Raw genomic sequence first — 26,126 nt, 5'->3', positions numbered from 1 at the left:
TGTTCAGCTCCATCGTGTAATCGTCTTGTGCTCTCTATGCGAATTTTACCATACTATTTTCCATTCTGGCGTCCCTTTGCCTGAAAATTAATATCAGAAATAAAGGAAAACGCCCGTTCTTTGTAAAACGGGCGTACTTTTTATTATACGTCGCTTAAGCCTTTAATATAAAAGGTGCGGGGCCGGGGACCATCAAATTCACAAAAATAAATTCCCTGCCATGTGCCGAGCACAAGTTCACCCTGCTCTACAATGATCGTCTGTTCTGTACCCATTGTACTTGCTTTTAAATGAGAAGCAGAGTTGCCTTCAGCGTGACGATATTTTTCATGTTCCCAGGGATATACTTCATCAAGGCGCATAAGCATATCATGCTGCACGTTTGGGTCTGCGTTTTCATTCACAGTAATTCCCGCTGTCGTATGCGGAGAATAAACGATAACCGCTCCGTGGTCGAGTCCTTCTTCTTTCACATACGTACGGACCTTTTCCGTAACGTCTATCATTTCTGCATGCTCATTAGTAGATAGTTCGAGCTTTCGCAGCATTTCAGCCGCCTCCTTTATCCTTGTGTAAAAATGAATTTTCTCTTATGATACAATACAGCTATTATAACCGATTCCGAAGCATTTTAATCTTACCGGATAATTGCTTCGAGGTCGTAAGGAGAGAATAAATAAAATGACGAATGTCATTGTTATCGGCGGTGGTCCAGCAGGATTAATGGCCTCCGTCGCTGCCGCAGAGCACGGCGCCGATGTCACTTTAATTGATAAGGGCTCCAAACTGGGAAGAAAGCTTGCTATTTCCGGCGGCGGCCGCTGCAATGTCACTAACCGCATGGAACGTAAAGAGCTGATCGAACACATTCCCGGCAACGGCAAATTTATGCACAGCCCGTTTTCCATCTTTGATAATGAAAACATTATCCGTTTTTTCGAAAACCTTGGAATCGATCTGAAGGAAGAAGATATGGGACGCATGTTTCCTGTTAACGATAAAGCTATCACTGTCGTGAATACCCTGCTCGACGAAATGGAACGCCTTGGGGTGCATACACGCACCAAAACCAAAGTCTCTTCCATCGATTACGGCGAAGACCATGTCCGGGGGCTTTATTTAGAAGACGGCGCTTATCTTCAGGCAGACCGTATCATTATTGCCTCCGGAGGCAAATCCGTACCAAAGACTGGCTCTACCGGCGATGGCTATCCCTGGGCGGAAGCAGCAGGCCATACAATTACAGAGTTGTACCCTACAGAGGTGCCTATTACTTCTCCGGCTTCTTACATCCAGGACCGCACGCTTCAAGGAATTTCTCTTTCAGGCGTAGCCCTGACAGTTTACCGGCCAGGCGGTAAAGCTATTAAAACCCACACCGGCGACATGATTTTTACCCATTTCGGCGTTTCCGGGCCGATCGGCCTGCGTTGCAGCCAGTACGTCGTGAAAGCGCTGAAAAAGTATAAAACCGAACAGGTGGAGCTTGGCCTTTCCCTCTATCCTGAGGAAAACCATGAATCCATGTTCCAGCGGCTTGTGTCCCTGAAAAAAAACCACGAAGCAAAAACGATAAAAAATGCTCTTAAAGGCCTTGCAATGGAGCGACTGCTGCTTTTTCTCCTGCAGGAATCAGGCATTTCCAGTACGATGACCATTGGTGAAGCCACAAACAAAAAACTGCGCTCACTTGCGCTTTTATTTACCGATTTCCGTTTTCCGGCAGATGGCACGCTCTCGATCGAAGAAGCATTTGTTACCGGCGGCGGGATCTCCATCAAAGAAGTATTTCCAAAACGGCTTGAGTCCAGGCTGAAAAGCGGACTGTTCTTCTGCGGCGAAATTTTAGACATTCATGGTTATACCGGCGGCTTTAACATCACGTGCGCATTTTCCACCGGATATACTGCAGGAAAAGCTGCCTCCGAATATCCTGCCGCCCAGACTGAAACACCTGCCTCCTACTCAAAAAGCTGACCGCATAGCGGCCAGCTTTTTTTAATTAGCTACAATATTTACGAGCTTCCCTGGAATGGCAATAACCTTTCGCACGGTCTTGCCTTCAAGCTCCTGCACAATTTTTTCCTGCTCCATTGCCGTCGATTCGAGGTCCTTCTCGTCGGCATCTCTTGGCACCACTGCTTTTGCCCGAAGCTTTCCATTTACCTGAATAATGATTTCAATTTCATCTTCGATCAGCATCTGCTCATCGTGTACCGGCCAGCTGCTCCTTGAAATCGAATGCTCTTCCCCGAGACGGCTCCAAAGCTCTTCTGCCAGATGCGGCGCAATAGCGCTCAACAGCTGCAGAAATCCTTTTAACTCCTGTTTCGGAAGCGTCTCCTGCTTGTTCGCTTCGTTAACAAAGACCATCAGCTGGCTGATACCAGTATTAAAACGAAGTTCAGTAAATTCTTCGGTTACTTTTTTCACCGTTTGATGATACGTTCGCGCGAACGGCTCTGGTGCTTTCTCATCATGGATGCTCTCCCGGATGGCTCCTTCGTCTGTTACAAACAAACGCCATACCCGGTCCAAGAAGCGTCTTGCACCATCGAGGCCGCTGTTTGACCAGGCAATCGAAGCGTCGAGCGGTCCCATAAACATCTCATACAGACGCAGCGTATCTGCCCCGTGAGTGCGGATAATTTCATCCGGATTCACTACGTTTCCTTTGGATTTACTCATTTTTTCATTATTTTCGCCCAGGATCATTCCCTGATTGTATAGCCGCTGGAATGGCTCATTTGTAGGAACTACTCCAATGTCATATAAAAACTTATGCCAAAACCGTGCATACAGCAGGTGAAGCACCGCATGCTCCGCACCGCCTATATACAGGTCAACCGGCAGCCATTTTTCAAGCGCTTCTTTGGAGGCCAATTCTTCTTCATTTTCCGGGTCGGCAAAACGAAGGAAGTACCAGCAGCTTCCGGCCCACTGCGGCATCGTATTTGTCTCCCGGCGCCCTTTCATGCCCGTGTCGGGATCAGTGACTTCAAGCCATTCCGTGTTGGTAGCAAGGGGCGATTCGCCCGTGCCTGAAGGACGGAACTCGTCCATTTCCGGAAGTTCGAGCGGCAGTTCTTCTTTAGGAAGCGTGGTCATCGTGCCGTCCTCCCAGTGAATAACCGGAATCGGTTCTCCCCAGTACCGCTGGCGGCTGAAGAGCCAGTCGCGGAGACGGTAGGTTGTTTTCTTTTGGCCAAGCCCTTTTTCTTCAAGCCATTCAAGCATCTTACCGATCGCTTCATCTTTATATAGGCCATTCAAAAACTCTGAGTTTACATGCGGGCCATCCTCCGTATAAGCTTCCCGGGACGTGTCTCCGCCTTCCACCACTTCCACAATCGGAAGATCAAATGTTTTCGCAAATTCGTAGTCCCGCTCATCATGCGCCGGAACGGCCATAATTGCACCACTGCCGTAAGTGGCGAGAACGTAATCAGCGATCCAGATCGGCATTTTTTCCCCGTTCACTGGATTAATGGCGTACGAACCTGTAAATACGCCGGATTTTTCCTTCTGCAGCTCTGTGCGTTCAAGATCACTTTTCATAGCTGCATCGTGCTGGTATTTTTCCACTGCTTCCTTTTGCTCCGGCGTAGTAATTTCTCCAACATAGTCATGCTCCGGTGCGAATACACAGTAGGTTGCTCCAAACAAAGTGTCCGGACGGGTCGTAAACACGTCAAACGAAAGATCCTTCCCCTCGACGTGGAAGGTTAGCTCCGCTCCTTCTGAGCGGCCGATCCAGTTTCGCTGCATTTCTTTAATACTGTCGGGCCAGTCCAGTCCTTCGAGATCTTCAAGCAGACGATCGGCGTAGGCTGTGATTTTGAGCATCCACTGCTTCATCGGCCGGCGTTCCACCGGATGGCCGCCGCGTTCACTTTTTCCGTCAATCACTTCTTCATTGGCAAGCACAGTCCCAAGCGCCGGGCACCAGTTGACCGGCACTTCGTCAATATAAGCAAGACCGTGTTCGTACAGCTTCGTGAAAATCCACTGCGTCCATTTATAATAATGCGGATCCGTCGTATTAATTTCTCTCGACCAGTCGTAGGAAAAGCCCAGTTCCTTAATTTGGCGCTTGAAATTGGTAATGTTCGCCTGAGTAAATTCCCGCGGATTTTTTCCGGTATCAAGCGCAAATTGCTCCGCCGGAAGGCCAAAAGCATCCCAGCCCATCGGATGCAGGACATCATAGCCCTGCATGCGTTTCATTCTTGAGGTGATGTCTGTGGCGGTGTAGCCCTCGGGATGGCCCACGTGCAGGCCCGCTCCGGAAGGATAAGGAAACATATCGAGTGCATAATATTTCGGGGCGCCGGTATCTGCGTTGGATACGGCAAAGATTTCATTTTCCTCCCAGTATGACTGCCATTTGGGTTCTATCTGTTGGTGGGGATATGCCATGATTGTCGTTCCTCCTTTAAATAGTTGGAGCATCTGTGATGATTTTATCTGTAAAAAAGCCTCTCTCCCAGCTGGAAAGCAGGGACGAGAGGCTTAAATTCCACGAAACAAACGGCGGGATGCGCACACGCCACTCAAGTGCGTTTCCGACTCTGACGCTTCGCTCACCCGTTTCGTCAAGCGTCTGCTGGGTGCATAACGATAAACAAAGTACGCCGATATTCAATACTTGATATTTTATGAATTTATCCCCCTGCTGTCAAGCCTTTCTCCGTGGTTCTTTTCCTTTGCACTTTGGGAATAGAGGCAAAACATGCTAAAATAAGAAGGAATATTTTATGCACGATGGAAGGAGAGGCTCTTCATGAGCTCGGAATTATCAAACGAAGAACCGCTTGTCTGGGGAGAGAAGCGGTATCATACATGGAATCACCACTTAAAGGAATCATTTGGCCATAAAATCTTTAAAGTCCCGCTCGACGGCGGGTTTGACTGCCCGAACCGCGACGGCAGCGTCGCTCACGGCGGCTGCACGTTCTGCTCCGCGGCAGGCTCCGGGGATTTTGCCGGTAACCGGGCCGACGATGTGATCACCCAGTTTCATGAAATTAAAGACCGCATGCACAAGAAATGGAAAAACGGAAAATACATTGGTTATTTTCAGGCATTCAGCAATACTTACGCCCCCGTGGAAGAACTTCGGGAAATGTATGAAGCAGTGCTCGCCCAGGATAACGTCGTCGGTCTTTCTATTGCGACGCGCCCGGATTGCCTGCCGGATGATGTCGTTGAATATCTGGCTGAGCTGAATGAACGCACCTACCTGTGGGTGGAGCTCGGGCTGCAGACGGTACACGAAACAACTGCCGAAACGATCAACCGCGCACATGATTTTGAATGCTACAAAGAGGGCGTAGACAAGCTCCGTAAGCATAACATTCGCGTGTGCTCCCACATTATCAACGGGCTTCCCCAGGAGGACCACCAAATGATGATGGAAACCGCCCAGGCTGTTGCTGACCTTGATGTCCAGGGGATTAAAATTCACCTGCTGCATCTACTGAAAAAAACACCGATGGTTAAGCAGTATGAAAAAGGAATGGTGGAGTTTCTCGGCCGTGATGAGTACGTCAGTCTCGTCGTGGACCAGCTCGAAATTCTGCCGCCTGACATGCTCATTCACCGCATTACCGGTGACGGGCCAACTGAGCTTCTCATCGGGCCGATGTGGAGCGTGAACAAGTTCGAAGTACTCAATGAAATTCATAAAGAACAGGTCCGCAGAAACAGCTGGCAGGGAAAATATTATCAGCCTGCTCCGGCAGCTTTATGACTCTGCCAAAAGCTGTGGCTTTCGCCCATTGGATGATTGCACAGAATGTTCGCCCCGGCGACACCGTGATTGATGCCACATGCGGAAATGGCGGGGACACTGCCTTTCTGGCAGAGGCGGTGTCTCCCTCCGGGCATGTGCATGCCTTTGACATTCAGGGCGAAGCCATCCAGGCTACATATGCGCGATTAAAAAAGGAAAGCCTGGATTCATATGTCACTCTCCATCACTGCAGTCATGAGCGTGCGGCTTCGGTGCTCACCAAAATGGAAAGTACAGGCGTCCGGGCAGCCGTCTTTAACCTCGGGTATCTGCCCGGAAGCGATAAGCAGATAGTGACGTCCGCTTCTTCTACGACAGCAGCGGTGCTTTCTTATCTTCACACGTTTTCACCGGGCGTTCCGGTTATCGTCGTCGTTTATCATGGCCACCCTGGAGGAAAGTCAGAGCGTACAGCCATTGAGCACCTTGCTGCTGAACTTTTGGAACAGGAAGTTCGGGTGCTGCGGTACAGCCTGGAATTTCAAGAGAAGGCGCCCCCTTACGTGTTAACTTTTGAAAAAATAGGAGAAGACACTCCTCACTTATCTGAATTAGTTCAAGCTTATTCACATATATCTACGAAGGGATGATGAATCATGTCAGAAGTGGTGAAATCTATTTTAGAGCACAATCAGCAGTTTGTTCAAAACAAAGAATATGAAGCTTTTGAAACAGATAAATTTCCAAATAAACGTATCGTTGTTTTAACCTGCATGGATACAAGACTTATTGAACTGCTTCCTAAAGCCATGGGTATCCGGAATGGAGACGCAAAGCTGATCCGTAACGCCGGGGCAATGATTACGGATCCGTATGACAGTATTACACGAAGTATTCTGGTTGCTTTATACGAATTAAAGGCCGAAGAAGTGCTGATTATCGGCCATTACGGATGCGGCATGACCGGTCTTCAGGCCGGCCAGGTGCTTGAAAAAGCATATGACCGGGGAGTTTCATCCGATGCAGAGGCAGTGATGCATGCTGAGGGCGTCTCCGTACACGAATGGCTGCGCGGTTTTTCGGATGTAGAGGACAACGTGCATCAATCCGTTCAGGTCATGAGAAATCACCCGCTCCTTCCGCCGGGAACACCAGTGCACGGCCTGGTTATTTCCCCGGAGACCGGAGAACTTACTTCACTGGATACGGCTGATATGTAAAAAGAACCGCCTTTTCTTTCGGGAAGAGGCGGTTTTTCGTTTATATTTTTTTCCGGTACATCCATGAATTCCAATAGTAAATAAGCGAGGTCATGCCGCCGAAGCGGAGCAGATGCTTTGCCTGCTGCTTCATTTTTTCATTTGCCTGTACTTTTTCGTCAGACAAATAGATGGAGAGAAGCCCCTTGTTTAATTGTTTATGAAAACCAGATTCCGGCAGCTTAGCTACTTTTTTATCTGCTTCAGACTTAAAAAATTCCAGCCGCGACATCATATGGCCGGCAGACGCATATTTTTCGGTGAAGTTTAACGAGCCCTGCTCTACGTCTTCTTCTTGGTCAATAAAGTAATCCAGCAGAATATGCAGCCCTTGTACATAAGGAAAATGAGCTTCTTTAATCGACTTCGCCTGAAGCTCTGCAAGTGGTGACCGGGCAGCGTATCCGGCCAGTGCATAAATGCCGAGCGTCGACCCCGAAGCAGCGCAAAATTCATACCAGGTCATCGGTGGAACACGGTCTTTAAAGTGCTCATAAAACTCAATCAACTTCCCCTCACGTTCATTAACATCAATGTGCTTATATATCTGCATCTCCCTGTAATACATGGACAGTTCTTCCATAAACGGCTGGGCGCCGGAAAAGCCTGGAAAGCTCTGCAGGGCGGACTGGCACGTTTCAACTAAATCCGCTAAAAACCCTCCGTCTCCATCTCCTTTTTTTCTTTTGAGATAATCTTCCTGGATCGCCGACGGATCCAGGGCATGCTTCATCGCTTCGTGAATGTCACGATAAAAGACCTCCCCTTCCTCCTGGCTCATGTCACAGATGCTGTCTAAATAATCGCTGATGTTTTGATAAGCCACGATAAAACGAAGCAGCTCGCTCTGGGCATGTTCAGGAGCAATTAGGGCATAAAGAGACCCCCCCTCGTAGTGGAACGTTTTTTCATCGATGGCTTCGAGCGCGGCCTCCCGGTAAAGCGTCTCAGGGATCTGTTCTGCTTTTTCCTTCCATTCGCTTAAGTATTGCCGGGCAGCCGGCAGGGCGTCTTTCACCCCGTAGTACATAATAGTCGGTATCGACGTCGGTGCTGACATTTCAAAAGGCCTCCTTGATTGGCTGGTTCATTTCAGGAATGCTGATTCATAAAGTGAATAATATATCTTACCACCCGTTCCTGTTCGGGCTCATTCAATATTTCATGGTAAAGATTGTTCCATATTTTAATCGTTCGTTCCGATGTATGCAGCCGGTTAAACCAACGCACAGTTGCTTCTTTATCAACGATATAATCCTCTCCGGCCTGCATAACCAGAAGTGGCGTATCCGGAAAGCTTTCCGGCTGTGCCAGGCTGATCCGCATTGCCCGGATCATCTCCTGGTACCAACGGACCGTAACCGTATCATTCACTAATTCATCCTTCTGGTACTCGGCTCTCGTCTCCGGATTTCTTGTTAAATACTGGGCTTGGATGCCGGTTTTTAAATTTTTGCCCGGCATGAGCCGGTGCGCAAGCCTTCCGGACAATTCCCGGACCCTGTTTGGATATGCGTATAACCCAAGCGCGGGGGAAGACAGTATAATACCTTTTACTGGCATATACCGCTCGGATACCGCCCGAATGACAATTAATCCCCCCATGCTGTGGCCAAGCATAAAAATAGGCAGCTTAAAAGAAGCTGCTTCTCTATACCATTCATATACGGTATCAGTATATTCACGGAAGCTATCTATATGGCCTCTTCGCCCGTTAGTTTCTCCGTGTCCCGGCAAGTCCCCGGTAATCACATGCAGATGCTGGCGTTTCAATACATGGATCAGCCATTCATATCTCCGGTAATGCTCTCCTGATCCATGAACCAGCACCACTACCCCACGCGGGCGGTCTACTAACCTTTTTTCCAAAATCATCGCCCCCTTTCTCCCTCGGTCCAGTACACTGGGAACTATATCTTTCTTTATTTTACTATTATTTTTGCTACACTTGCATTAGAAATGCAGAATAAATTTCGGAAAGAGTGGTTTTTTATGATTTATCCGTATAATAATCAGTACCCTTCCATTGCTTCCACCGTTTTTTTAGCAGACTTCACGATCATTACAGGCGACGTTACGATTGGCGAAGAGTCTAATATCTGGTTTCACACTGTCATTCGCGGGGACGTAGCTCCCACACTGATTGGCAGCAGAGTCAACATTCAGGATCAGTGCCTGCTTCATCAAAGCCCAAAGCATCCTTTAATTATTGAGGACGACGTTACCGTTGGGCACCAGGTGATGCTTCATTCTGCCATTGTACGAAAAAAAGCCTTGGTCGGTATGGGCTCTACGATACTTGATGGAGCGGAAATTGGAGAAGGCGCTTTTATTGGTGCCGGCAGCCTTGTGCCTCCTGGTAAAAAAATTCCATCCGGCACGCTCGCTTTTGGGCGCCCGGCCAAGGTTGTCCGGGAGCTTACAGCCGAGGACAAAGAGGATATGGAGCGCATACGGACCGAGTACGTTGAGAAAGCAAAACAGTATAAAGAGATAAGCCGCCGGCATCAGTGATGTCAGCGGCTTATTCTTTAATACTGGTGCGGGAGATCTCTTGTTATGATTTCACCTGTAACGGGCGTTATCTGCTGAACCGGTACTGTTAATGCCATTAATAATGCTAACACAGCGCACCATACACCTGTCTTTTTCATTTCTTCACCTCTTTATTATATGCTCGTTTTAGTATATTCGAACTACAAAAAGAGTGTTTTTCGCTTCCGGGACCAAAATCGATTATTTTCCTAAGACTTTCCTCTTTTTTCTCCCGATTTCTTCCCGTAAAATAACTATAGGAATATTTGAGAGACAGGGAGAGGGCTATATTGATGGATTTTTCAAGAGTGGGCCGTAAGATACAGGAATTAAGAAAATACCGGGGCTATACACAAAAAGAACTTGCCAAGGATATTTGTACCCAGGCGCAGATCAGTAAAATTGAAAAAGGCACGATTGTTCCGTATGCGAGCACAATGTTTTATATTGCCGAACGGCTGGGAGCCAACATGTATTACTTTTTTGAAGAAGCGTTAACCGAGCGGAGCGACTACGTTCGTTCTGTATTTAGTATGCTTGAAACCTACCGCTTCGAGCATGATTATGCTTCGATGCGGGAGCTGCTTTCCAAAGAGCAGAATAATCCCATTTTTAAAATCGGCTATTACGAGCAGTATATGCTCTGGCATGAAGCCATCTGCGCTTACGAAATCGACAACGATCCTACCCGGGCCCTCGAGCTGGCTTCTGCTGCCCTCGATGCTTACCATAAAGGAATCTATACGGAACGCAAGGGCGAAATCACTAATGCTATGGCTATTATTTATAACCTCGAACACGAATATAAAAAAGCCGCTGACATATGCCGAAAAGCTCTACAGGACCATCAGGACCTGATGAACCCGGAGAACAAGTCTATTGAATTAAAGCTGATATATACGTTAACAAAAGCACTAACCTACCAGGGAGCCTACCAGCAGTCCATTGATTGGTGTACCAGGGGCATCGACCGCTGCATTGACCTGCAGAACAGCTACGTGTTTGGAGAGCTGCTGTACCAAAGGGGCCAAAACCTTCTGGTGCTCGGATTCGATGACTCAGCTCTTCAGGATTGGGGCCAGGCCTGTTCCATGTTTGATACTATGAAGCAGATTGGCCTTGCAGATCACATCCGCCAGGAAATCAACGACTATAAAAAAGACGGTATCATCCATCTGCATACGCTCCAATAACAATGAAAGCCGGGAAAGGTAAGAATCTTCCCGGCTTTCATGTTATTCATTTTTTCAGGTGATACATAAATGTTTCAAGCTGGCGGATGTCTGTAATATTTTGATTACACCTGCTGCTGTCCTGGCATATATAATTGCCGCGGCTCGTGTACGTTTCTTTCCCGGCCTTTACTACAGCCATAAAAAGACCTGTTTCTTCGTGTTTGTTACAGATTGTACAGATCCCTTTACCAGGAGAGCTTCGAAAAGTTCCAAACACCCCGGTCAGCCTTCTTTGATCTGTCGTAATAATATATTTTCGTTCAGAGCGGACATCATTCCACCCCAGATACGATATATTTCTTAGATTCTTCTCTTCCAAAGGCGGCATCGTCAATTTCTTTACTTTCGGGAAAAGTTTTTTAATCCGTTCAGCCGTAACAGCAGGAAACGAAATCACATACGCTTTCAGTTCAGTCAGTATCTGCTCTGCCTGACTGCTGTCCTCTACATATAGAATCTTTTTTAACAGCTCTTCCTGTTCTTCATTCATAGAATAGAAGGTATTGATAATTTGATCAAAAGCACTGTATTTTAATGCATGGATCACATCAGCGTCTTTCACTGTGGCATGCGCATGAGCAAATTTCCATACATGCTCTTTGATAAAATTAAACTGATCGTTGCGCAAAAATGGTTCCATTTGGCTCATTCATCCATTCCTCATTTCAGTTAATAAGCTTCCTCTCTTTTTCCGAACTGCCAGACTCTGACTGTGAATAGCGATATTAGTATACAATAAATCAATTTTAGTAAAAAACGTTAGAAAACGGACAAACGAGATCCGGCTCTACTAATTTTCTGTCAGAGAACGAATCACAAACTGTACATTTTTTGTTCGTGCCGCTCTCTTTGGCAACACGTAGGAAAAAAACCTGCTGGCATCGATGCCTTCAATAGATAAAAGCTCAAGCGTATTATGTTTTTGTTCTTCCGAGATCGCTGCTTCTGATAATAAGGACAACCCCAGCCCATTTTTCACAGCTTCCTTTACTCCCTGCGTGCTGCTGATCACAAGGAGTGAACGTACACGGATGCCATTTACGTTCATTACATAATCAAACGATTCCCTTGTGCCTGACCCTTTCTCACGCACGACCCACTTCTGGTCCTGCAGCGCTTCAAGGGTTACAGGATAAAAAGGGGTGGAAGTATTTTTCACTACTCCCAGGCGGTCAGCCTGGAACGGTGTCAACGTAATGTCAGCAGCTCCGCTATGTCCTTCCACCAGTCCGATATCGACCTTAAGTGCGCGGACAAGCTGAATAATTTCTTCTGTATTGGCAATCGTTACTTCAAAATGAATCTCTTCGTATTCCTCCTGCATTCTGGCCATCAGTTCAGGAAGAACGTATTCCCCGATCGTAAAGCTGGCACCAATATGAATAGTGCCGCTCACTTCTTCGTGCATCGTGTATACTGCTTCTTTCATACGGTTGTACGTGCTCATCAATTGACGGGCATGGTCTAAAAAAACCTCCCCTTCTCTTGTGAGCATTAACGACTTTGTCGTCCGCTGAAACAGGGGGGCCAGGAATTCTTTTTCAAGGTTTTTTATATGCACGCTTACAGTTGGCTGAGAAAGGGAGAGGACCTCAGAGGCTTTTGTGAAGTTTTTTTCCTCTACCACTGTCAAAAACGTTTTTAATTCGTCAATATGCATTCGGACCTCCTGTTTATTAAAAATATTAATTAATTACATTATATATATTTGTTTTTATAATAAAAAGGCCCGAAGTACAATAGCAGTACTGATTAGGAGTTGAAGGCGGATGAAAAAATTTATTTCTTCCATTCCCATGTTATTGTACGGAGTTATTTTTACGTTTATTGCTGCGGTGCTCAGCAGCGCACTAGCTGAAACTGCCCCATTCTCAGCAATGGGTGCTTTGGTTATCGCAATACTTGTAGGCATACTTTGGCGGACTACCGCCGGCATACCTGAAAGGGCATTACCGGGCATTACTTTTTCGAGCAGATTCCTGCTGCGGCTCGGTATTATTTTTCTCGGCGCGCGTCTTCATTTGGGGGACATTTATGATGCAGGGTTCAACGCTTTTTTCATCGCTGCTTCAGGCTTACTTATTACCCTTCTTTTCATTTATTTTGCCGCCGCGGCCCTCAGAATCGATAAAACGCTAAGTCTGTTAACTGCCTGTGGAACAGCAATCTGCGGAGCCTCTGCTATCGCGGCCATTGCACCAATTGTTAAAGCAGAGCAAAAAACAACGACAGCAAGCATCGCTATTATTGCCTTGATCGGTACTGTTTTTTCTGTTTCCTATACTCTTTTGTTTCCGTTCCTTGGGATGAACGCATATGAATACGGCATCTTATCTGGAGGCACTCTTCACGAAATCGCTCATGCAGTAGCAGCATCCGAAGCCGGGGGCGCCGTTTCGGAAAACAACGCACTTGTGATCAAACTAACGAGGGTGGCTCTTCTTATCCCGGCAGCTCTTGTGATTGCATTGCTTCATGGCCGTAAAGAAAAGGAAAGCCTCCGTAAGCTCCCAGTCCCCTGGTTTATTTTTGGCTTTTTAGCAATGAGTCTGGCTAACACCTTTCATTTGCTCAGCGCGTCCACGGCTGCCTTTATGGTATCTGCTTCTTATATTCTTCTCGGTATGGCCATGGCTGGACTGGGTATGCAAATGCCTGCTGCTTTTTTTAAGACAGTTAATTTAAAGATATTTATCGTTGCCGTTTCCGGCTCGCTGCTGTTGTCCTTTTTCGGCTACTTTCTCATTGAAGTGTTACTTTAATCCGGACGGCACTGCAGAAGCTGTTTGAGACAGATGCCTTCAGGGTAAACATTATTGTTCACACTAACTAGCACGGAGGCCGACAATGAAATTTTCAGGCACAATTTTAGTAGTATTGGCCGCGATGCTTTGGGGCATTTCAGGCGGGCTGGCCGATATTCTTTTACATAAGGGCTGGAGCCCGTTGGTCATTTCCTTTTACCGGGGGGCAGTAGGCTTTGTCTGCATTTTTGCATGGTTTCTGCTCCGTCTGCGCAAGACCGGTTCTCCCACTGTCCGCTTATTCGTATGGGCGGGGCTCGCCGGGGCAGGCGTTGCCGGCAATTTCACCTTTTATTTCCTGAGTATTGAGGCCTCTAGTGTAGCGATTGCGGCTACACTAATGTATACCGCCCCCATTTTTGTCTTTCTAATTTCTTTTTTTCTCCGACAGGAAGCTTCTACTTTTTTCAAATGGGGCTGTATCGCAGTAGTGCTGGTCGGGATTTTTCTTTTGACCGGTGCTTATGATACTGGAGGTTCTACCGTTACGCTTGCAGGAGCCGCTGCCGGCCTCGGGGCCGGTCTTTCCTACGCGTTATTTATTTTCGGGTTCAAATATGCCTCTGCAGCCGGCAGGCCTGAAACTATATTAACCATCGCTTTCTTCATTTTCTGCGTGCTTCTTTTACTATTTATTGACCGGCAGGAAGCGGCTTCTGTGCTGGCTTCCAGTGATGTCGGATGGTTTTTGCTGCTCGGACTCGTGGGGGCCGGTATATCCTTCGTCCTTTATATTATCGGTATAAAGCGAACCACTCCGGTCACTGCTTCAATGGTTGCTATGGCAGAGCCTGTGACCGCTTCGTTGTTTGGGGTAGTCCTTCTTGGGGACAGTTTGACTATCATTCAGGCGGCCGGTATTGCTATCATTCTTCTTTCCATTACAGCATTTAGTGTTCGCCAATCTGCCTAAAAAAGCAGCTCCCAAAGCGGGGCTGCTTTTTATGTGAAAAAATAGTGTAGTCATGGCTTTCTTTTGATATTTGTTACCTTCATCATCCAGCGTTTCTTTTCTTATAAAAGAAGCCCACAGATAAACTGGGGGGGGGCTCTGAACGTCGTATGCATTATAAAAAACTGATGGAAGTGATGGATTTCATAATATGCTGTACATTTGTTAACATGGTCGGCATTTGCTCAATATTCATAAACGGCACAATTACATAAATCATAGAAAGCCCCATCACCATCATCAACACAATTGGGTTACGCAAATTGCAGACCTCTTTTCTCCAAATTATTAATTAAATACCATCGTATCAACCCAATTGTAATTTTTGTGTTTTATTATACACTTGTAACGTAAACGTAATTTCTTTAATCTTTTATACATCAAATGGTTATTTTTGTTATTTTTTAACCCGAATTCGTCCGTTGCTGGCTCCAGGGGATTTTAAAACCGACAAGCTCAATCTGCAGCTGATCAATACGTTTTGTCTGCCCTTCGACATAACCGTGATCATGGAGAATGCTGATGATTTCCTGTATTTCCTCCCATTGCTCATGACTTGCTGTATAAGGAACTTCTAAAATGACAATATCATTATGCTCTTCAACTGTAGAACAAAATCGATGGTTTTTAACCCAGTCCATACCCTTCCCCATAGTTTTTTCCTCCCAAATGATATTGGACCTATGCATATATACCCTATTATACATTATATACACTTGAAATAATTAAAAATCCGGATTTTTCTTTTGCTTTTTTGTTCTTAGCCTAAGTATCCGCTTACAATAATTTCCCTGTTTTCCTGCATGATTACGGTTTACTTCCAGGCAAATCCGCGTTACATTATAGAATGATTATTAACGTTACATAGTGCGATTCAGTATATATAGTCAATTTCTCACAAGATAGTCCTGTATGACATAAAGCTCTAAAGACTCTCTTAAGAATTTGACTCGTTTCCTTTTTGGAAACGGGTTTTTTGTGTTGTGTTCTGCCATTATTTACGTGTAGGAGGTGCTGGTATGAAAAAGTCGCGCATTCTGTTTATCGGTTTTATGCTGTTTTCTTTATTTTTTGGAGCGGGCAATTTGATTTTCCCACCATTTCTCGGTTATTCTGCGGGAAGCAATTTCACTCCCGCCATCCTTGGTTTTCTATTTACAGGAGTACTCCTTCCGATTCTTGCCATTCTGGCTGTTGTCCAGGCACGCCACGGGCTTATCAGCATCGGAAGCAGAGTCCATCCAGTGTTCGGACTGTTGTTTGCAGTGTTGATTTATTTATCTATCGGCGCGTTGTACGGTATTCCAAGAGCCGCAAACGTCGCCTACGAAATTGGCTTTGTTCCCGCAGCAGGGGTTGGCACCTGGTGGACGCTTTTGCTTTTTTCTGTGATTTTTTTCGTGCTCACCCTGTTGCTGAGCTTAAATCCTGAAAAGATTGTGGACCGTCTCGGTCAATGGCTCACACCTATTTTATTTGGAACTTTAGCCATTTTGTTTGTTCGGGCTTTTTTTATTTTCGATGCAGAGCCCACTACGGTTGATGCTCCTTATACCAGTTCACCTTTTATCGGAGGCTTTCTTGAGGGATATTTGACAATGGATGCTCTTGGAGCGCTTGCCTTTGGGATGGTTATTGTTAACAGCCTGAGTGCCCAGGGGGCTTCCTCTAAGCGCGAGCTGATGACCGGCGCCACTGCAGCTACTATAGTAGCTGGCCTTGGGCTTTCTGTTGTTTATATTTCGCTTGGCTGGATTGGTTCCCGGATGTTTCAGCAGGAAGGCATTTCTGACGGGGCCGGCGTTCTTGAACCCGCCGCAGCCATGCTGTTTGGTCCTTCCGGCAGCTTGTTTTTTGGCGTAATTGTTTTCCTTGCCTGCCTGACCACCTGTGTTGGGCTGATAACGGCATGCTCCGAGTTTTTTCACAGCGTTATGCCTCGAATAGCCTACAAATCCTTTGTCGTGCTTTTCATCATCATCGGCATGATGGTGACTAATTTAGGATTGTCCTTGATTTTGAGCATTGCGGTGCCTTTACTTGTATTCATCTATCCACTCGCTATTGTGCTTATTGTGCTTTCGCTTCTTCGTCCACTTATCGGGGAGGGCTCTCTGATGTATCAGCTGTCTATGATTTTCACAGGAATATTTGCCCTCTACGAGGGACTTTCTAACGTCGGCATCTCTGCCCCAGCTGTTACAGGCATTCTTCAGACCGCTCCATTTTTTGAGCAGGGGCTTGGCTGGGCGTTACCAGCACTTATCGGAGCTGCTGTCGGATACCTGCTCGACAGACTTATGTCCTCCAGTTCTTCTCAGAAAGCTTCTTTTAACGAAAAGTGAATTCCATAAAAAAAGCTGCCCCTTTTCAGGAGCAGTTTTTTTATTCAATACTGTCGCCGTCGCGAAGCTCTTCCCGGTAGGCAAATAAGAATAATAGAGAAACAAGGAGAGCACCGCCGATTAAATTACCTATGCTTGCAGGGATTAAATTAAATAGCAGGTATTCATACCAGGCATACTGGGTATCTGCAAATACGCCCATGCTGAAGTATCCCATATTCGCAGCGCTGTGCTGAAAATTGCCGGCCACAAATAAAATGACCGGAAGAGCGGTTGCGACTACTTTTCCTGTAACATCTCTCGCAGCTGTAGTCAGAAACGAGGCCATGCCGATTAACCAGTTCGCCAGAATGCCGGATAACACGACCTGGAACCATCCGATGCCGCCGGCCTCTTTAAATTTCATTTTATCCGACAAATATACTTGCAGCTCCCCGTAAAACTCGGGCGTCAAGGAGCCGGACAGCTGAATGATGACCCCGACAAACAGAGCGCCAACAATATTGCCGATATAGGTAGCAAGCCAGAACCTTACAATCGGCATAAAATAGACGCTGGGCTTTCGAAACAAGTAGCTTGGCAGCAGAATATTGATCTCTGTAAATAATACAGCGCCAGATAGAAATACCATGACATAAGCCGCTGTAAAACCAAGCCCTGACAATAGATAGTATAGCCCTTTCGCTTCTACGCCTGTTGCAAGGAGAATCGAAAAAACAGCTCCGAAGGTCATAAATGATCCCGCCAGTATAGCCAGCAGAAATTGTGCTTTGAATTCCTTACTTAAGTGGTTACGCCCATTTTCCCCAAACGACTGTACCACCTCGGGAGGTTCTTTATACTGCCGGTCGGCTGCCCCGAGCTTTTGTTCTTTCGGCATAACACATCTCTCCTTCTCCTAATCTCTGCTACAGGATCAGTACCAAAGGAAAAAAACCCCGAAGCAATCGGGGTTTCCGGTTCACCTTTTTTCCTTTTATACTCAGCCTTTTACCAGAGCTTCTTTTCCGTAATACGAAGCCTTAAACAAGTCCTTCATCTGTTCGAAGGATGTTTCCCGTGGATTGGTGCCGGTACACGGATCGCTTAGTGCATTTTGAGCCATGGTATCCAGATGCTCTTCGAAATCCTTTTCAGGAACACCGTATTCTTCAAGCGTAACAGCTAGTCCTAAATCTTTGTTGAGTTCAAAAATATACTCTACAAGCGAATCTGTCAATTCTTTGTCTGTCTGCCCTTTTAAATGCAGGCGACGCGCAATTTCTGCATAGCGGTCTTCTACCACTGCACGGTTGAACTCAATGACATACGGGAGATAAATTGCATTAGCATAGCCGTGGGGAATATCAAACGTAGGACCGCTTTTATGGGCAAGACTATGCACATTGCCAAGTACCGCATTCGCAAACGCCATCCCGGCCATCGCCTGAATGCTGTGCATCTGCTTTCCGGCTTCATGGTCGCCGTTATACGATGCTTTCAAATTATCTTTAATCACTTCGGCTCCGCCGAGAGCAAGAATGTTAGTATATAACGTACGCGGCTTAGCTACATATGATTCGATAGTATGGGTGAAAGCATCCATACCGGTGTAAGCGGCAATATGCTTCGGCAGATCTTCCACCATGACCGGGTCAATAATAGCAATGTCCGGTGTCAGACCAAAGTCTGCAAGTGGATACTTGACGTTTGTTGTTTCGTCCGCCACTACTGAAAGGTTGGACACTTCAGAACCGCTGCCGCTTGTCGTAGGAATGCCGGCAAATTTCGCCTTTTGGCGGAGACGAGGCAATTCAAAAGGCTTCGTTGCATCCTCAAAGGAAAGCTCAGGATGCTCATAAAAAAGCCACATCGCTTTAGCAGCGTCCATTGCGGAACCACCACCGATGCCTACAATCCAGTCAGGTGCAAAGGAACGCATTTCTTCTGCTCCTTCTTTGACCATTTTTGCAGTTGGTTCAGTATTATACCCTTCCAGAACTTCAGTTTCAATTCCTGCTGCAGCAAGATGCTCCTGGATGCGGGTTAAATTACCGTTCTTTTTCACTGAGCCGCCGCCAATAACGAGCGTGGCTTTTTTTCCTTCAAATGTACGCAGCACTTCAAGCGCATTATCTTCAAAATAGATGTCTCTTGGAATCGTAAATCTGCTCATTAGTTAAGCCTCCCTGTTGTTTTAAGCTAAACGAAGATGTCTGGTATGATTAATGAACATCTATTTTAACTACAATTTAAGCTTTTCCTTTTAGCCGGGCATATTAAACATCGAAGAGATCTCTCCCCGAGTACAAGCATAAAAAAAAGACCCGGGCGGGCCTTTTTTTATGATTCATCTTTTGCAAGTGCGCTGTTTAAGTCTTTTTTAACGCTTTCCATAACCTCGGACTTAATTTCATTCAACAGATCACTTTCAGAATCACCGGCCAGCTCATTACGCAGCTGTTGGACGAGTTCCTGCTTAACGTCTTCATATAAATCACCTTTTAATTCGTCGATCAGTGAATGCTTTACATCTTCGAGGAGCTGGCTGGTTGCTTCTTCGGAAATAAACGAATACCCTTCTTCTGCTGTGTCTTCTTCGGCTGCTGGTTCTTTCTGTTCCACTTCACCACTGTTTTCTTCTGTTTCCTCTTCATGGTCTTCTGACGAACTCTTCTGCTCCTGCGAAGAGTCTGCGTCTTCTTTGTCTTCTGCTTGCTCGTCTTCTGCAGCAGGCTCTTCCTGTTCTTCTTCATCTGAGGTTTCTTCTTCACTATTGTCTGCTTCTGAAGAATCTTCATCCGTATCTTCCTCACCGCCTGCTGTTTCCTGCTCTTGTTTTTCAGAGTCCCCGTCTATATTTTCCTGGGGCGCTTCTCCGTCACCACCGCTCTCAACCTCGGCCATTATTTCATCGATCATTCCTTTTTTATCTGTTGAAGAGAGCTTAAGGCCGCTCTCTTCAGCAAGAGCCTGAATATCTTCTATACTCTGCATATATAAATCAATTTCTTCATCTTCGCCATCTTCATTTGTAATAACAACGTTTGCCTGTTCTTCCGCTTCTTCTAATGAGGAATCCTCTTCGTCATCTTCGCTGCTCGGCTCTTCCTGTTCCTCTTGTTCAGGAAGCTCTTCGTCATTTTCTTCTTTCTGGTCCTGGGCTCTTTCGCTTTCTTCGTCCTCTGAGCCTTGATCTTCTTCGTTATCTTCACTTTCTACTTCGTTCATGATTTCATTAATCATGTCTTGTTTTTTAGTAGAAGATAATTCGAGACCGCTCTCTTCGGCGAGAGCCTTAATATCTTTTACGCTCATCATATAAAGATCTACTTCTTCATCTTCTCCGTCCTCATTCGTGATGACAACATTTGCCTGCTCCTCTGATGATTGTTCCTTTTTAGCCAATGCAATCCCTCTTTTCACTTCTCCCGCTCGAGAATATATTATTGTTTTTATTAGACAAAATGGATAATAATCTGCCGGATTTCTTTTTGGAATTCTCCTGGAATACGCTTTTCATACCTTGTAGAAATTACGCAATGATCCTGCCGCTGAATTTCTGTGATGGGATATTGAAATATTAATCGGCCCTCTTCATCTTTTGCATAAAAAATCATGCGTGCCCGTTTCTTCACCCCGTTAGCATACCGTCCTTTACCCTGCCATTGTGGAAATTGAAACCCAAAGGTGTATTTTCCATCCTCTTTTTCTCCTGAAGCCTGACCGTCTAATGGGATACGGATATTTACTATTCGTCCAGGAAGAACTAACACGATTAACCTCTCCTTATAGATGAGTGTTTTTTCACCGCGCCGGATTGTCCTTTCCATTTATCTGTTTTCTTTCGTTAGTTGTATCATTACCTTTACAACCCTATTTTAACCTTCTACAAAGGAACTAATTTTAAAGGTGAGATTACAGTCGTTATTATAAGATGCTGCATGCACAACAAAGCCCCCTTGGAATTTCAGGGGGCCTTGCCTGGAGTGTTTATAAAATACAGATTGCTCATAGGTTTCTCTTTAAAGCATCTATATATCCTCTAACTGCCCGCTGACTGACTTCTGCCTGCGGGGCAATGCCTTCAAATCCATGAAAGCATCCCGGATACAGATGAAATTCTGCATGCACACCAGCCTGGCTTAGCCTCGAGATATATTCGATCGTTTCATCCCGAAATGGGTCTGCTCCCCCTACCATAGTATAAGCAGCCGGAAGCCCGGTAAAATCTTCTGCTGAAGCGGGAGAAGCATAGACGGAAACATCTTCGGTTTGACCAGCCAGATAAGCCTCCCAGGCTGCCTGATTCGAGTAATAGTTCCATACTCTTGTATCCGTAATTTCCTGACTTGAAGTAGTAATATTTCGATAATCTAACATCGGGCACAGGGGCATTTGGAAAGCTATTTTCGGCCCGCCCCTGTCTCTTGCCATCAAGCATACAGCTGCTGTCAGGCCACCGCCGGCGCTGTGCCCGGCTACTCCGATTCTTTCCGGGTCCAGGCCAAGCTCCCCGGCATGATCCGACACCCATTTAAGTCCTGTATAGCAGTCCTCTACCCCGGCTGGAAATGGATGTTCCGGCGCTAGCCGGTAGGCTATAGATATAACCACACACCCTGCCTCAAGTACAAACCTTTCGCACAAGTCATCATTCATCTCCGGCGTGCCGCTCAAATAGCCGCCTCCATGAATCCAGTACAAGCCCGGAGAGATTGTTTTCACCGGCATCACCGGCTCGTATATACGAATGCGTATGTTCTGCCCCTCTTCCTGGCCCGGGATGTGTTTATCTGTGACTCTTACTTTACTGCGGCTGATAGGAGTTTCTCCTTTAAACGCCTGCTTGGTTAAAGCACGACTATTTCTGATTTCTTCCCGGGTAGAAAATTTCATTTCCGACAGCTCATCCAATACCGCATGCAATTCACTCTGAATTTTTTCCTTCATTTTTCGAATCTCCTGCTTTCTGCTGGTAACGTAAGCTGTATTATAATAAACATTAATTGTATGCGCTTTCAAAAAATGGCAAGATTATTGATTCATTCGATTATTACTATTATAACGGGTCCTGTATCTATCTACAATTAATAAATGAAAAACAGAATAGAGGGCTTTCATCCGAATAATTTTAAATGAAACCAGGGACTATTAATTAGAGGGCAAATTCAGCTGCCACGAAACATTAAATTTATCCTGGATCCAGGCGAAGCGTTTGCTGAACCCGTAATCCTTTAAGGCCATCAGCTTTTTACCACCATCAGAAAGGTGATTGTACAAGTACTCAATCTCCTGGTCAGAGTCACAGTTGACAAACAACGAAAAAGAAGGCGTAAAGGTAAAATCATGCTTTACGTTGCTGTCCATGCATATGAACTCCTGTCCCTGCAGGGATAGCACTGCCTGCATAACGTCTCCCTCATCACCGGATTCATGCGGACCGTACCGGCTCAGACTCACAATTTTTGCCTCGTCAAGCAGGCTTGCATAATAATTAAGTGCTTCTTCTGCGTTTCCCTGAAACATAAGAAAAGGTTTAATGGACGCCATGGATATTCGCTCCTTTTATTTTGATTTCTTCTTATTTATATTCCCCTGATAGGAGTCTTTAAAGCAGGACTGCAGACTTAGAAATGCTTTACTTTTTCATCAACTGCCGACTGCACCGGACTCTCCAGTAAAAAAATTATATATATGGCCCTATCCTCCTTTTACGCTTCCTGCTTTACAATAAAATAAAAATAATCAGAACGGATGATGACCGTGAATACAAAGATGAATCTGCCGTGGCTGATAGCGGCAGCGACGGTGGAATTCCCGGCACTGCTGCTGTCGGCCGGGTGCTTCTTTGCGCTTGCAGGAATGCTCCATGTTCCTGTATATGTTTCTTTTGTCAGTGTGTTTGTCATTCATTATTTTTACTATGAACAAGTATTTTATAAAAGATGGCGGAAGGTGCTTCTCGTTGTAATAAATACTTCGTGCGTGACCGCGCTGCTTTTCCTCCTCGGGTCAATTTAAATATATTTTTTCAGCAGTGTCCGTGCCGGCGCTGCTTTTTTTAATAGCTTTTTTTGAAACGTAAATGGGTAAATAATATTCATCTTTTAGTTTATTCGGCTCTTTTTTGAGGAAGGAGAGGATTATTGATATTTTTCATATGGATTTAATGTGATTACCTGCTTGTTGTTTCCTGCATTTCTTCATTATTCACAGCCATCATGAAAAGACAAAATAAAAAGGGGGATATCAATGAGTGAACAGAATAACGATCAGCAGTCGAAATTAAAGCTGATTGATTACCGCATTTTTGTACCGGCACTTTTAATCATTGTCGCAATCTGTATACCGCTTGCTTTGTATGAGACACGCAGCATGGAAGTTTTAAATGGGATTTTTGATTCCATTGTGGAAGTATTTACATGGGGATATCTCTGGTATGGCTTAATACTCCTTGCTGCCGGGCTTTATTTTTCTTTTTCCAAATACGGAAAAGTTGTATTGGGGGACCCGTTGGAAAAACCGCGTTTTTCATTATTTGAATATGCGTCGATCCTGATTGCTATGGGGCTCGGCTCCACTATTATGCGTACCGGAATGGTGCAGTGGACCTCCGTAGCAAGCGATCCTCCAACCGGGGTGGAAGCCGGTTCCACCCAGGCCCTTATGTGGGGAAACTCTTACAGCATGTTCCTTTGGAGCTTTCAGACATTTGCTATTTTCGTTATGGCGGCCCCGGCAATGGCCTACATTCTTCATGTGCGTAAGCGACCGTTAATGCGTATTTCTGAAGCGTGCCGCGTGCTTTTTGGTGATCGGTTTACTGACGGGCTTGGCGGTAAGTTCTTAGATGTTATTTTCCTGATCAGTATTCTTGCAGGCGCTGCCGTGACACTCGGGCTCGGCTCCCCGATTATTACTAACAATCTGGCAGAGCTGCTTGGCATAGAAATAAGCTTTGGCCTTACGCTGGCCGTAACGCTCGTTTGGGTATTCATGTTTTCCCTAAGCGCCTATCTCGGGATTGAAAGGGGCATCAAACGCCTTAGTACGTTTAACATGTACCTGGCGGGGATTTTCGCTCTATTTATTATGATAGCCGGCCCCGGGATATTTATTTTGAATTATTTCACCGGCAGTCTCGGCTTTCTTATGACCAACTATATTAACATTTCCTTTTACACTGAAGCTCTTTCTTCCGGCGAGGGCAGCTATATAAAGAGCAATACCGTATTCTGGTTCGCTTATAACGCTACATGGGCGATGCTGCACAGCGTATTCGCCGCGAAAATCTCCCGGGGGCGTACTGTAAAAGAAATGATTATGACGTACCTGGCGGCACCAACAATTATCTCCTGGGTAGCTACAGGAGTTCTCGGCGGACTCGGCGTAGACAGGTTTTTAAACGGGAACCTTGACGTACTGAGCATCGTGGAAAACCAGGGGAATATGGCAGCTATACCGGCAATTTTAACTACGCTGCCGCTCTCTGGTCTTGCATTGATCATCTTTATGGTTGTCGCGTTGATCTTCTTAACTACGACACTTGATTCTACGACGTATACTATTTCAGCATATGCAAGCACCGAAAATATGAGTAAAAACGAACCTTCTAAATTCCTGCGTATTGTGGTCGCTGTCATCATTACCACGCTCGCTTTGATCTTAATGAGAATTGGAGGCCTTCCTCCGCTCGAAGTTCTTTCAGGCCTGATGGGGCTGCCAATAATCGTCATCCAGTTCCTGACGATTGCGGCGGCGAAGAAAATGATGGATCAGGACAAAGCATGGATTCACAATGTAAGAGAATAAAAAAGATTAACCGGGTACTCCTAAAGGGTGCCCGGCTTTTTACATAACGATTACATGCCTTGACTGGGCGAACTTCCTTTCCCGTGTTAAAGTTAAAATATTCTAACATAGGGAGGAATGGATATGGAAGCCAAGCAAACCGTGTATGTTAACACCTTTACAGATGGCATGCTCGATCCGGAAATTGAAATGGAGTATAAGGTTAAAGATGGCGGACAGATTGTTGCCAATACGGCTCCCGGATGCTGGGGGCCGATGATCACCCCTGCCCTGCGTGGCGGACATGAAGTAACAAAGCCGGTCTATGTCGAGGGAGCAGAAGTTGGAGATGCTGTTGCTATCCGTATCAAGTCTATTGAAATCACCTCCCAGGCCACAGCCTCCGGCAATGATAAAACGGTAGACGGCCGGTTTATCGGTGATCCATTTGTAGCTGTGCAGTGCCCGGGCTGCGGGCAAATGCATCCAAAAACAGTAATTAAAGGTATTGGCCAGGAAGCGGTCCGATGTGCCAACTGCGGTGAGGATATCACTCCGTTTGTATTTACAAACGCCTATACCATGGCTTTTAATGACAGCAAATCGATCGGTCTCACGCTTCCACAGAAAGCAGCCGAAAAAATTGCCAAAGACGGGAAAAATTATATGAATACTCCTGAAAATTCGATTCAAAATCCAGTAGTGACCTTTGCTCCCCATGACATTATCGGTGCAGCAGCAAGAACCAGGCCTTTTCTGGGCCAGCTTGGCACCATTCCATCACGCGCTCTGCCTGATTCCCATAATGCTGGAGACTTCGGGCAGGCATTAATCGAGGCTCCTCATGCATACGCTATTACTAAAGAACAATTGGAAGAACGTACAGATGGCCACCTTGATATCAGCCGTGTCCGTGCAGGAGCTTTATTAATCTGTCCGGTAAAAGTTCCCGGAGGAGGCATATACCTTGGTGATATGCATGCTATGCAGGGAGATGGGGAAATTGCCGGGCATACTGCCGATGTTTCCGGCATCGTGCACCTTCAGGCCAATGTGTTAAAAGAAGTGAAACTAGACGGCCCCGTGCTGCTTCCTCTGGTTGAAGATCTTCCCTACACGGCAAAGCCTTTTAGCGATCAGGAAAAAAAGGACGCCCTCGAACTTGCCCGGCAGTGGGGGATCACGGAGCTCGAAGAAGCTTATCCAGTGTCTTTCATTGGCAGCGGCGCAAGCCTGAATGAAGCAACCGAAAATGGGATGGCACGGGCAGCTGAAGCATTGGACGTCACTGTTCCGGAAATTATGAACAGGGCGACCATTACAGGCTCTATTGAGATTGGAAGACATCCCGGCGTAGTTACTGTTACCTTTTTAGCTCCGGGACCGCTTCTTGAAAAAGCCGGGCTTCTTCATACGGTAAAAAACAACTACCAGTAAAAGCATCACTTTATTGCTAAACAGCAACCGCCATTAAGAACCCCGGCTGTCG

At 46.0% G+C, this 26,126-nt stretch carries 27 protein-coding genes; 12 read left to right on the top strand and 15 right to left on the bottom strand.

Going from position 1 to position 26,126, the window contains the following annotated elements:
* Positions 1-143 precede the first annotated feature (143 nt).
* Complete coding sequence (locus tag CHL76_RS13215) at positions 144-548, bottom strand: secondary thiamine-phosphate synthase enzyme YjbQ (RefSeq protein ID WP_079475707.1); 405 nt, start codon at positions 546-548, stop codon at positions 144-146.
* A gap of 133 nt (positions 549-681) precedes the next feature.
* Here CHL76_RS13215 and CHL76_RS13210 point away from each other — a divergent pair, with 133 nt between their 5' ends.
* A complete protein-coding gene (locus CHL76_RS13210) occupies positions 682-1,977 on the top strand; it encodes a BaiN/RdsA family NAD(P)/FAD-dependent oxidoreductase (protein WP_094908808.1) in 1,296 nt (431 codons plus the stop codon).
* Between the two features lie 21 nt (positions 1,978-1,998).
* On the opposite strand, the gene leuS is transcribed toward CHL76_RS13210, so the two are convergent.
* Together leuS and CHL76_RS17125 are read right to left on the bottom strand one after the other, a co-directional pair.
* Entirely contained in the window at positions 1,999-4,419 is a 2,421-nt protein-coding gene (gene leuS, locus CHL76_RS13205) for a leucine--tRNA ligase (RefSeq protein WP_079475705.1), read from the bottom strand.
* A gap of 16 nt (positions 4,420-4,435) precedes the next feature.
* On the bottom strand, positions 4,436-4,645 hold the full coding sequence (locus CHL76_RS17125; RefSeq protein WP_094908807.1) for a hypothetical protein: 210 nt from the start codon (positions 4,643-4,645) through the stop codon (positions 4,436-4,438).
* A gap of 138 nt (positions 4,646-4,783) precedes the next feature.
* Between CHL76_RS17125 and mnmL the strand changes: the two genes are divergently transcribed.
* The 3 genes from mnmL to CHL76_RS13185 are packed head-to-tail and all read left to right on the top strand — an operon-like array spanning position 4,784 to position 6,954.
* On the top strand, positions 4,784-5,752 hold the full coding sequence (gene mnmL / locus CHL76_RS13195) for a tRNA modification radical SAM protein MnmL/YtqA (protein ID WP_094908806.1): 969 nt from the start codon (positions 4,784-4,786) through the stop codon (positions 5,750-5,752).
* The gene (mnmM, locus tag CHL76_RS13190; RefSeq protein ID WP_079475702.1) at positions 5,749-6,384 is read left to right on the top strand and encodes a tRNA 5-(aminomethyl)-2-thiouridylate-methyltransferase MnmM; all 636 of its coding nucleotides are present in this window, start codon (positions 5,749-5,751) and stop codon (positions 6,382-6,384) included. The genes mnmL and mnmM overlap by 4 nt, the downstream gene beginning before the upstream one ends.
* Before the next feature lie 6 nt (positions 6,385-6,390).
* Positions 6,391-6,954, top strand: a complete 564-nt coding sequence (locus CHL76_RS13185; RefSeq protein ID WP_079475701.1) for a beta-class carbonic anhydrase — start codon at positions 6,391-6,393, stop codon at positions 6,952-6,954.
* A 40-nt stretch (positions 6,955-6,994) separates the two neighbouring features.
* On the opposite strand, the gene CHL76_RS13180 is transcribed toward CHL76_RS13185, so the two are convergent.
* Positions 6,995-8,053, bottom strand: a complete 1,059-nt coding sequence (locus tag CHL76_RS13180; protein WP_079475700.1) for a tetraprenyl-beta-curcumene synthase family protein — start codon at positions 8,051-8,053, stop codon at positions 6,995-6,997.
* Positions 8,054-8,085: 32 nt separating this feature from the next.
* Positions 8,086-8,862: an alpha/beta hydrolase gene (locus CHL76_RS13175; protein ID WP_233133433.1), complete on the bottom strand. Its 777-nt coding sequence runs from the start codon at positions 8,860-8,862 to the stop codon at positions 8,086-8,088.
* A gap of 123 nt (positions 8,863-8,985) precedes the next feature.
* On the opposite strand from CHL76_RS13175, the gene CHL76_RS13170 reads away from it, so the two are divergent.
* Positions 8,986-9,507 (top strand): gamma carbonic anhydrase, encoded by a 522-nt coding sequence (locus CHL76_RS13170; protein WP_094908805.1) that lies wholly within the window; start codon positions 8,986-8,988, stop codon positions 9,505-9,507.
* Positions 9,508-9,821: 314 nt separating this feature from the next.
* Complete coding sequence (locus CHL76_RS13165) at positions 9,822-10,721, top strand: helix-turn-helix domain-containing protein (RefSeq protein WP_079475697.1); 900 nt, start codon at positions 9,822-9,824, stop codon at positions 10,719-10,721.
* Between the two features lie 46 nt (positions 10,722-10,767).
* Here the strand turns inward: CHL76_RS13165 and CHL76_RS13160 are convergent, their stop codons facing one another.
* Positions 10,768-11,412 carry a FusB/FusC family EF-G-binding protein gene (locus CHL76_RS13160; RefSeq protein ID WP_233133431.1) on the bottom strand — a complete coding sequence of 215 codons (645 nt, stop codon included), beginning with the start codon at positions 11,410-11,412 and terminating at the stop codon, positions 10,768-10,770.
* A gap of 141 nt (positions 11,413-11,553) precedes the next feature.
* Entirely contained in the window at positions 11,554-12,423 is an 870-nt protein-coding gene (locus CHL76_RS13155; RefSeq protein WP_079475696.1) for a LysR family transcriptional regulator, read from the bottom strand.
* Between the two features lie 109 nt (positions 12,424-12,532).
* On the opposite strand from CHL76_RS13155, the gene CHL76_RS13150 reads away from it, so the two are divergent.
* Both CHL76_RS13150 and CHL76_RS13145 read left to right on the top strand, forming a co-directional pair.
* A complete protein-coding gene (locus CHL76_RS13150) occupies positions 12,533-13,525 on the top strand; it encodes a YeiH family protein (RefSeq protein WP_079475695.1) in 993 nt (330 codons plus the stop codon).
* A gap of 85 nt (positions 13,526-13,610) precedes the next feature.
* Positions 13,611-14,480, top strand: coding sequence for a DMT family transporter (locus CHL76_RS13145; protein ID WP_079475694.1), 870 nt, complete (start codon positions 13,611-13,613; stop codon positions 14,478-14,480).
* A 154-nt stretch (positions 14,481-14,634) separates the two neighbouring features.
* Here CHL76_RS13145 and CHL76_RS17120 read toward each other — a convergent pair whose 3' ends face one another.
* A complete protein-coding gene (locus tag CHL76_RS17120) occupies positions 14,635-14,781 on the bottom strand; it encodes a hypothetical protein (RefSeq protein ID WP_158219185.1) in 147 nt (48 codons plus the stop codon).
* A gap of 142 nt (positions 14,782-14,923) precedes the next feature.
* Positions 14,924-15,172: a hypothetical protein gene (locus CHL76_RS13140; RefSeq protein ID WP_079475693.1), complete on the bottom strand. Its 249-nt coding sequence runs from the start codon at positions 15,170-15,172 to the stop codon at positions 14,924-14,926.
* 366 nt (positions 15,173-15,538) lie between these two features.
* On the opposite strand from CHL76_RS13140, the gene brnQ reads away from it, so the two are divergent.
* Positions 15,539-16,864 carry a branched-chain amino acid transport system II carrier protein gene (gene brnQ, locus CHL76_RS13135; protein WP_094908804.1) on the top strand — a complete coding sequence of 442 codons (1,326 nt, stop codon included), beginning with the start codon at positions 15,539-15,541 and terminating at the stop codon, positions 16,862-16,864.
* 40 nt (positions 16,865-16,904) lie between these two features.
* Here brnQ and CHL76_RS13130 read toward each other — a convergent pair whose 3' ends face one another.
* The 6 genes from CHL76_RS13130 to CHL76_RS13105 form a co-directional block, all read right to left on the bottom strand.
* Positions 16,905-17,744: a formate/nitrite transporter family protein gene (locus CHL76_RS13130; protein WP_079475691.1), complete on the bottom strand. Its 840-nt coding sequence runs from the start codon at positions 17,742-17,744 to the stop codon at positions 16,905-16,907.
* 102 nt (positions 17,745-17,846) lie between these two features.
* Positions 17,847-19,019, bottom strand: coding sequence for an iron-containing alcohol dehydrogenase (locus CHL76_RS13125; RefSeq protein ID WP_079475690.1), 1,173 nt, complete (start codon positions 19,017-19,019; stop codon positions 17,847-17,849).
* A 167-nt stretch (positions 19,020-19,186) separates the two neighbouring features.
* Complete coding sequence (locus tag CHL76_RS13120) at positions 19,187-20,251, bottom strand: hypothetical protein (protein WP_079475689.1); 1,065 nt, start codon at positions 20,249-20,251, stop codon at positions 19,187-19,189.
* 50 nt (positions 20,252-20,301) lie between these two features.
* Positions 20,302-20,676 carry a hypothetical protein gene (locus tag CHL76_RS13115; RefSeq protein ID WP_143745420.1) on the bottom strand — a complete coding sequence of 125 codons (375 nt, stop codon included), beginning with the start codon at positions 20,674-20,676 and terminating at the stop codon, positions 20,302-20,304.
* Positions 20,677-20,854: 178 nt separating this feature from the next.
* A complete protein-coding gene (locus CHL76_RS13110) occupies positions 20,855-21,796 on the bottom strand; it encodes an alpha/beta hydrolase (protein ID WP_079475687.1) in 942 nt (313 codons plus the stop codon).
* A gap of 201 nt (positions 21,797-21,997) precedes the next feature.
* Positions 21,998-22,396 carry a VOC family protein gene (locus CHL76_RS13105; RefSeq protein WP_079475686.1) on the bottom strand — a complete coding sequence of 133 codons (399 nt, stop codon included), beginning with the start codon at positions 22,394-22,396 and terminating at the stop codon, positions 21,998-22,000.
* A gap of 213 nt (positions 22,397-22,609) precedes the next feature.
* On the opposite strand from CHL76_RS13105, the gene CHL76_RS13100 reads away from it, so the two are divergent.
* The 3 genes from CHL76_RS13100 (at position 22,610) to CHL76_RS13090 (ending at position 26,074) form a co-directional block, all read left to right on the top strand.
* Positions 22,610-22,867, top strand: coding sequence for a hypothetical protein (locus CHL76_RS13100; protein WP_094908803.1), 258 nt, complete (start codon positions 22,610-22,612; stop codon positions 22,865-22,867).
* Between the two features lie 231 nt (positions 22,868-23,098).
* A complete protein-coding gene (locus tag CHL76_RS13095; protein WP_094908802.1) occupies positions 23,099-24,658 on the top strand; it encodes a BCCT family transporter in 1,560 nt (519 codons plus the stop codon).
* 123 nt (positions 24,659-24,781) lie between these two features.
* The gene (locus tag CHL76_RS13090; protein WP_079475682.1) at positions 24,782-26,074 is read left to right on the top strand and encodes an acetamidase/formamidase family protein; all 1,293 of its coding nucleotides are present in this window, start codon (positions 24,782-24,784) and stop codon (positions 26,072-26,074) included.
* Positions 26,075-26,126: the final 52 nt, after the last annotated feature.

Origin of the sequence: Marinococcus halophilus (genome assembly GCF_002265875.1) — a bacterium.
Taxonomy (GTDB): Bacteria; Bacillota; Bacilli; order Bacillales; family Marinococcaceae; genus Marinococcus; species Marinococcus halophilus.
This window is presented reverse-complemented; position numbering and strand designations above follow the sequence as displayed.

Coding starts and splice junctions, on each gene's coding strand:
- mnmL (WP_094908806.1), top strand. CDS start 4,784: ATGAGCTCGGAATTATCAAACGAAGAACCGCTTGTCTGGGGAGAGAAG.
- CHL76_RS13140 (WP_079475693.1), bottom strand. CDS start 15,172: ATGGGGAAGGGTATGGACTGGGTTAAAAACCATCGATTTTGTTCTACA.
- CHL76_RS13115 (WP_143745420.1), bottom strand. CDS start 20,676: ATGGAAAGGACAATCCGGCGCGGTGAAAAAACACTCATCTATAAGGAG.
- CHL76_RS13110 (WP_079475687.1), bottom strand. CDS start 21,796: ATGAAGGAAAAAATTCAGAGTGAATTGCATGCGGTATTGGATGAGCTG.
- leuS (WP_079475705.1), bottom strand. CDS start 4,419: ATGGCATATCCCCACCAACAGATAGAACCCAAATGGCAGTCATACTGG.
- CHL76_RS13095 (WP_094908802.1), top strand. CDS start 23,099: ATGAGTGAACAGAATAACGATCAGCAGTCGAAATTAAAGCTGATTGAT.
- mnmM (WP_079475702.1), top strand. CDS start 5,749: ATGACTCTGCCAAAAGCTGTGGCTTTCGCCCATTGGATGATTGCACAG.
- CHL76_RS13145 (WP_079475694.1), top strand. CDS start 13,611: ATGAAATTTTCAGGCACAATTTTAGTAGTATTGGCCGCGATGCTTTGG.
- CHL76_RS13150 (WP_079475695.1), top strand. CDS start 12,533: ATGAAAAAATTTATTTCTTCCATTCCCATGTTATTGTACGGAGTTATT.
- CHL76_RS13125 (WP_079475690.1), bottom strand. CDS start 19,019: ATGAGCAGATTTACGATTCCAAGAGACATCTATTTTGAAGATAATGCG.
- CHL76_RS13185 (WP_079475701.1), top strand. CDS start 6,391: ATGTCAGAAGTGGTGAAATCTATTTTAGAGCACAATCAGCAGTTTGTT.
- brnQ (WP_094908804.1), top strand. CDS start 15,539: ATGAAAAAGTCGCGCATTCTGTTTATCGGTTTTATGCTGTTTTCTTTA.
- CHL76_RS13130 (WP_079475691.1), bottom strand. CDS start 17,744: ATGCCGAAAGAACAAAAGCTCGGGGCAGCCGACCGGCAGTATAAAGAA.
- CHL76_RS13105 (WP_079475686.1), bottom strand. CDS start 22,396: ATGGCGTCCATTAAACCTTTTCTTATGTTTCAGGGAAACGCAGAAGAA.
- CHL76_RS13215 (WP_079475707.1), bottom strand. CDS start 548: ATGCTGCGAAAGCTCGAACTATCTACTAATGAGCATGCAGAAATGATA.
- CHL76_RS13180 (WP_079475700.1), bottom strand. CDS start 8,053: ATGTCAGCACCGACGTCGATACCGACTATTATGTACTACGGGGTGAAA.
- CHL76_RS13160 (WP_233133431.1), bottom strand. CDS start 11,412: ATGAGCCAAATGGAACCATTTTTGCGCAACGATCAGTTTAATTTTATC.
- CHL76_RS13090 (WP_079475682.1), top strand. CDS start 24,782: ATGGAAGCCAAGCAAACCGTGTATGTTAACACCTTTACAGATGGCATG.
- CHL76_RS13210 (WP_094908808.1), top strand. CDS start 682: ATGACGAATGTCATTGTTATCGGCGGTGGTCCAGCAGGATTAATGGCC.
- CHL76_RS13165 (WP_079475697.1), top strand. CDS start 9,822: ATGGATTTTTCAAGAGTGGGCCGTAAGATACAGGAATTAAGAAAATAC.
- CHL76_RS13155 (WP_079475696.1), bottom strand. CDS start 12,423: ATGCATATTGACGAATTAAAAACGTTTTTGACAGTGGTAGAGGAAAAA.
- CHL76_RS13170 (WP_094908805.1), top strand. CDS start 8,986: ATGATTTATCCGTATAATAATCAGTACCCTTCCATTGCTTCCACCGTT.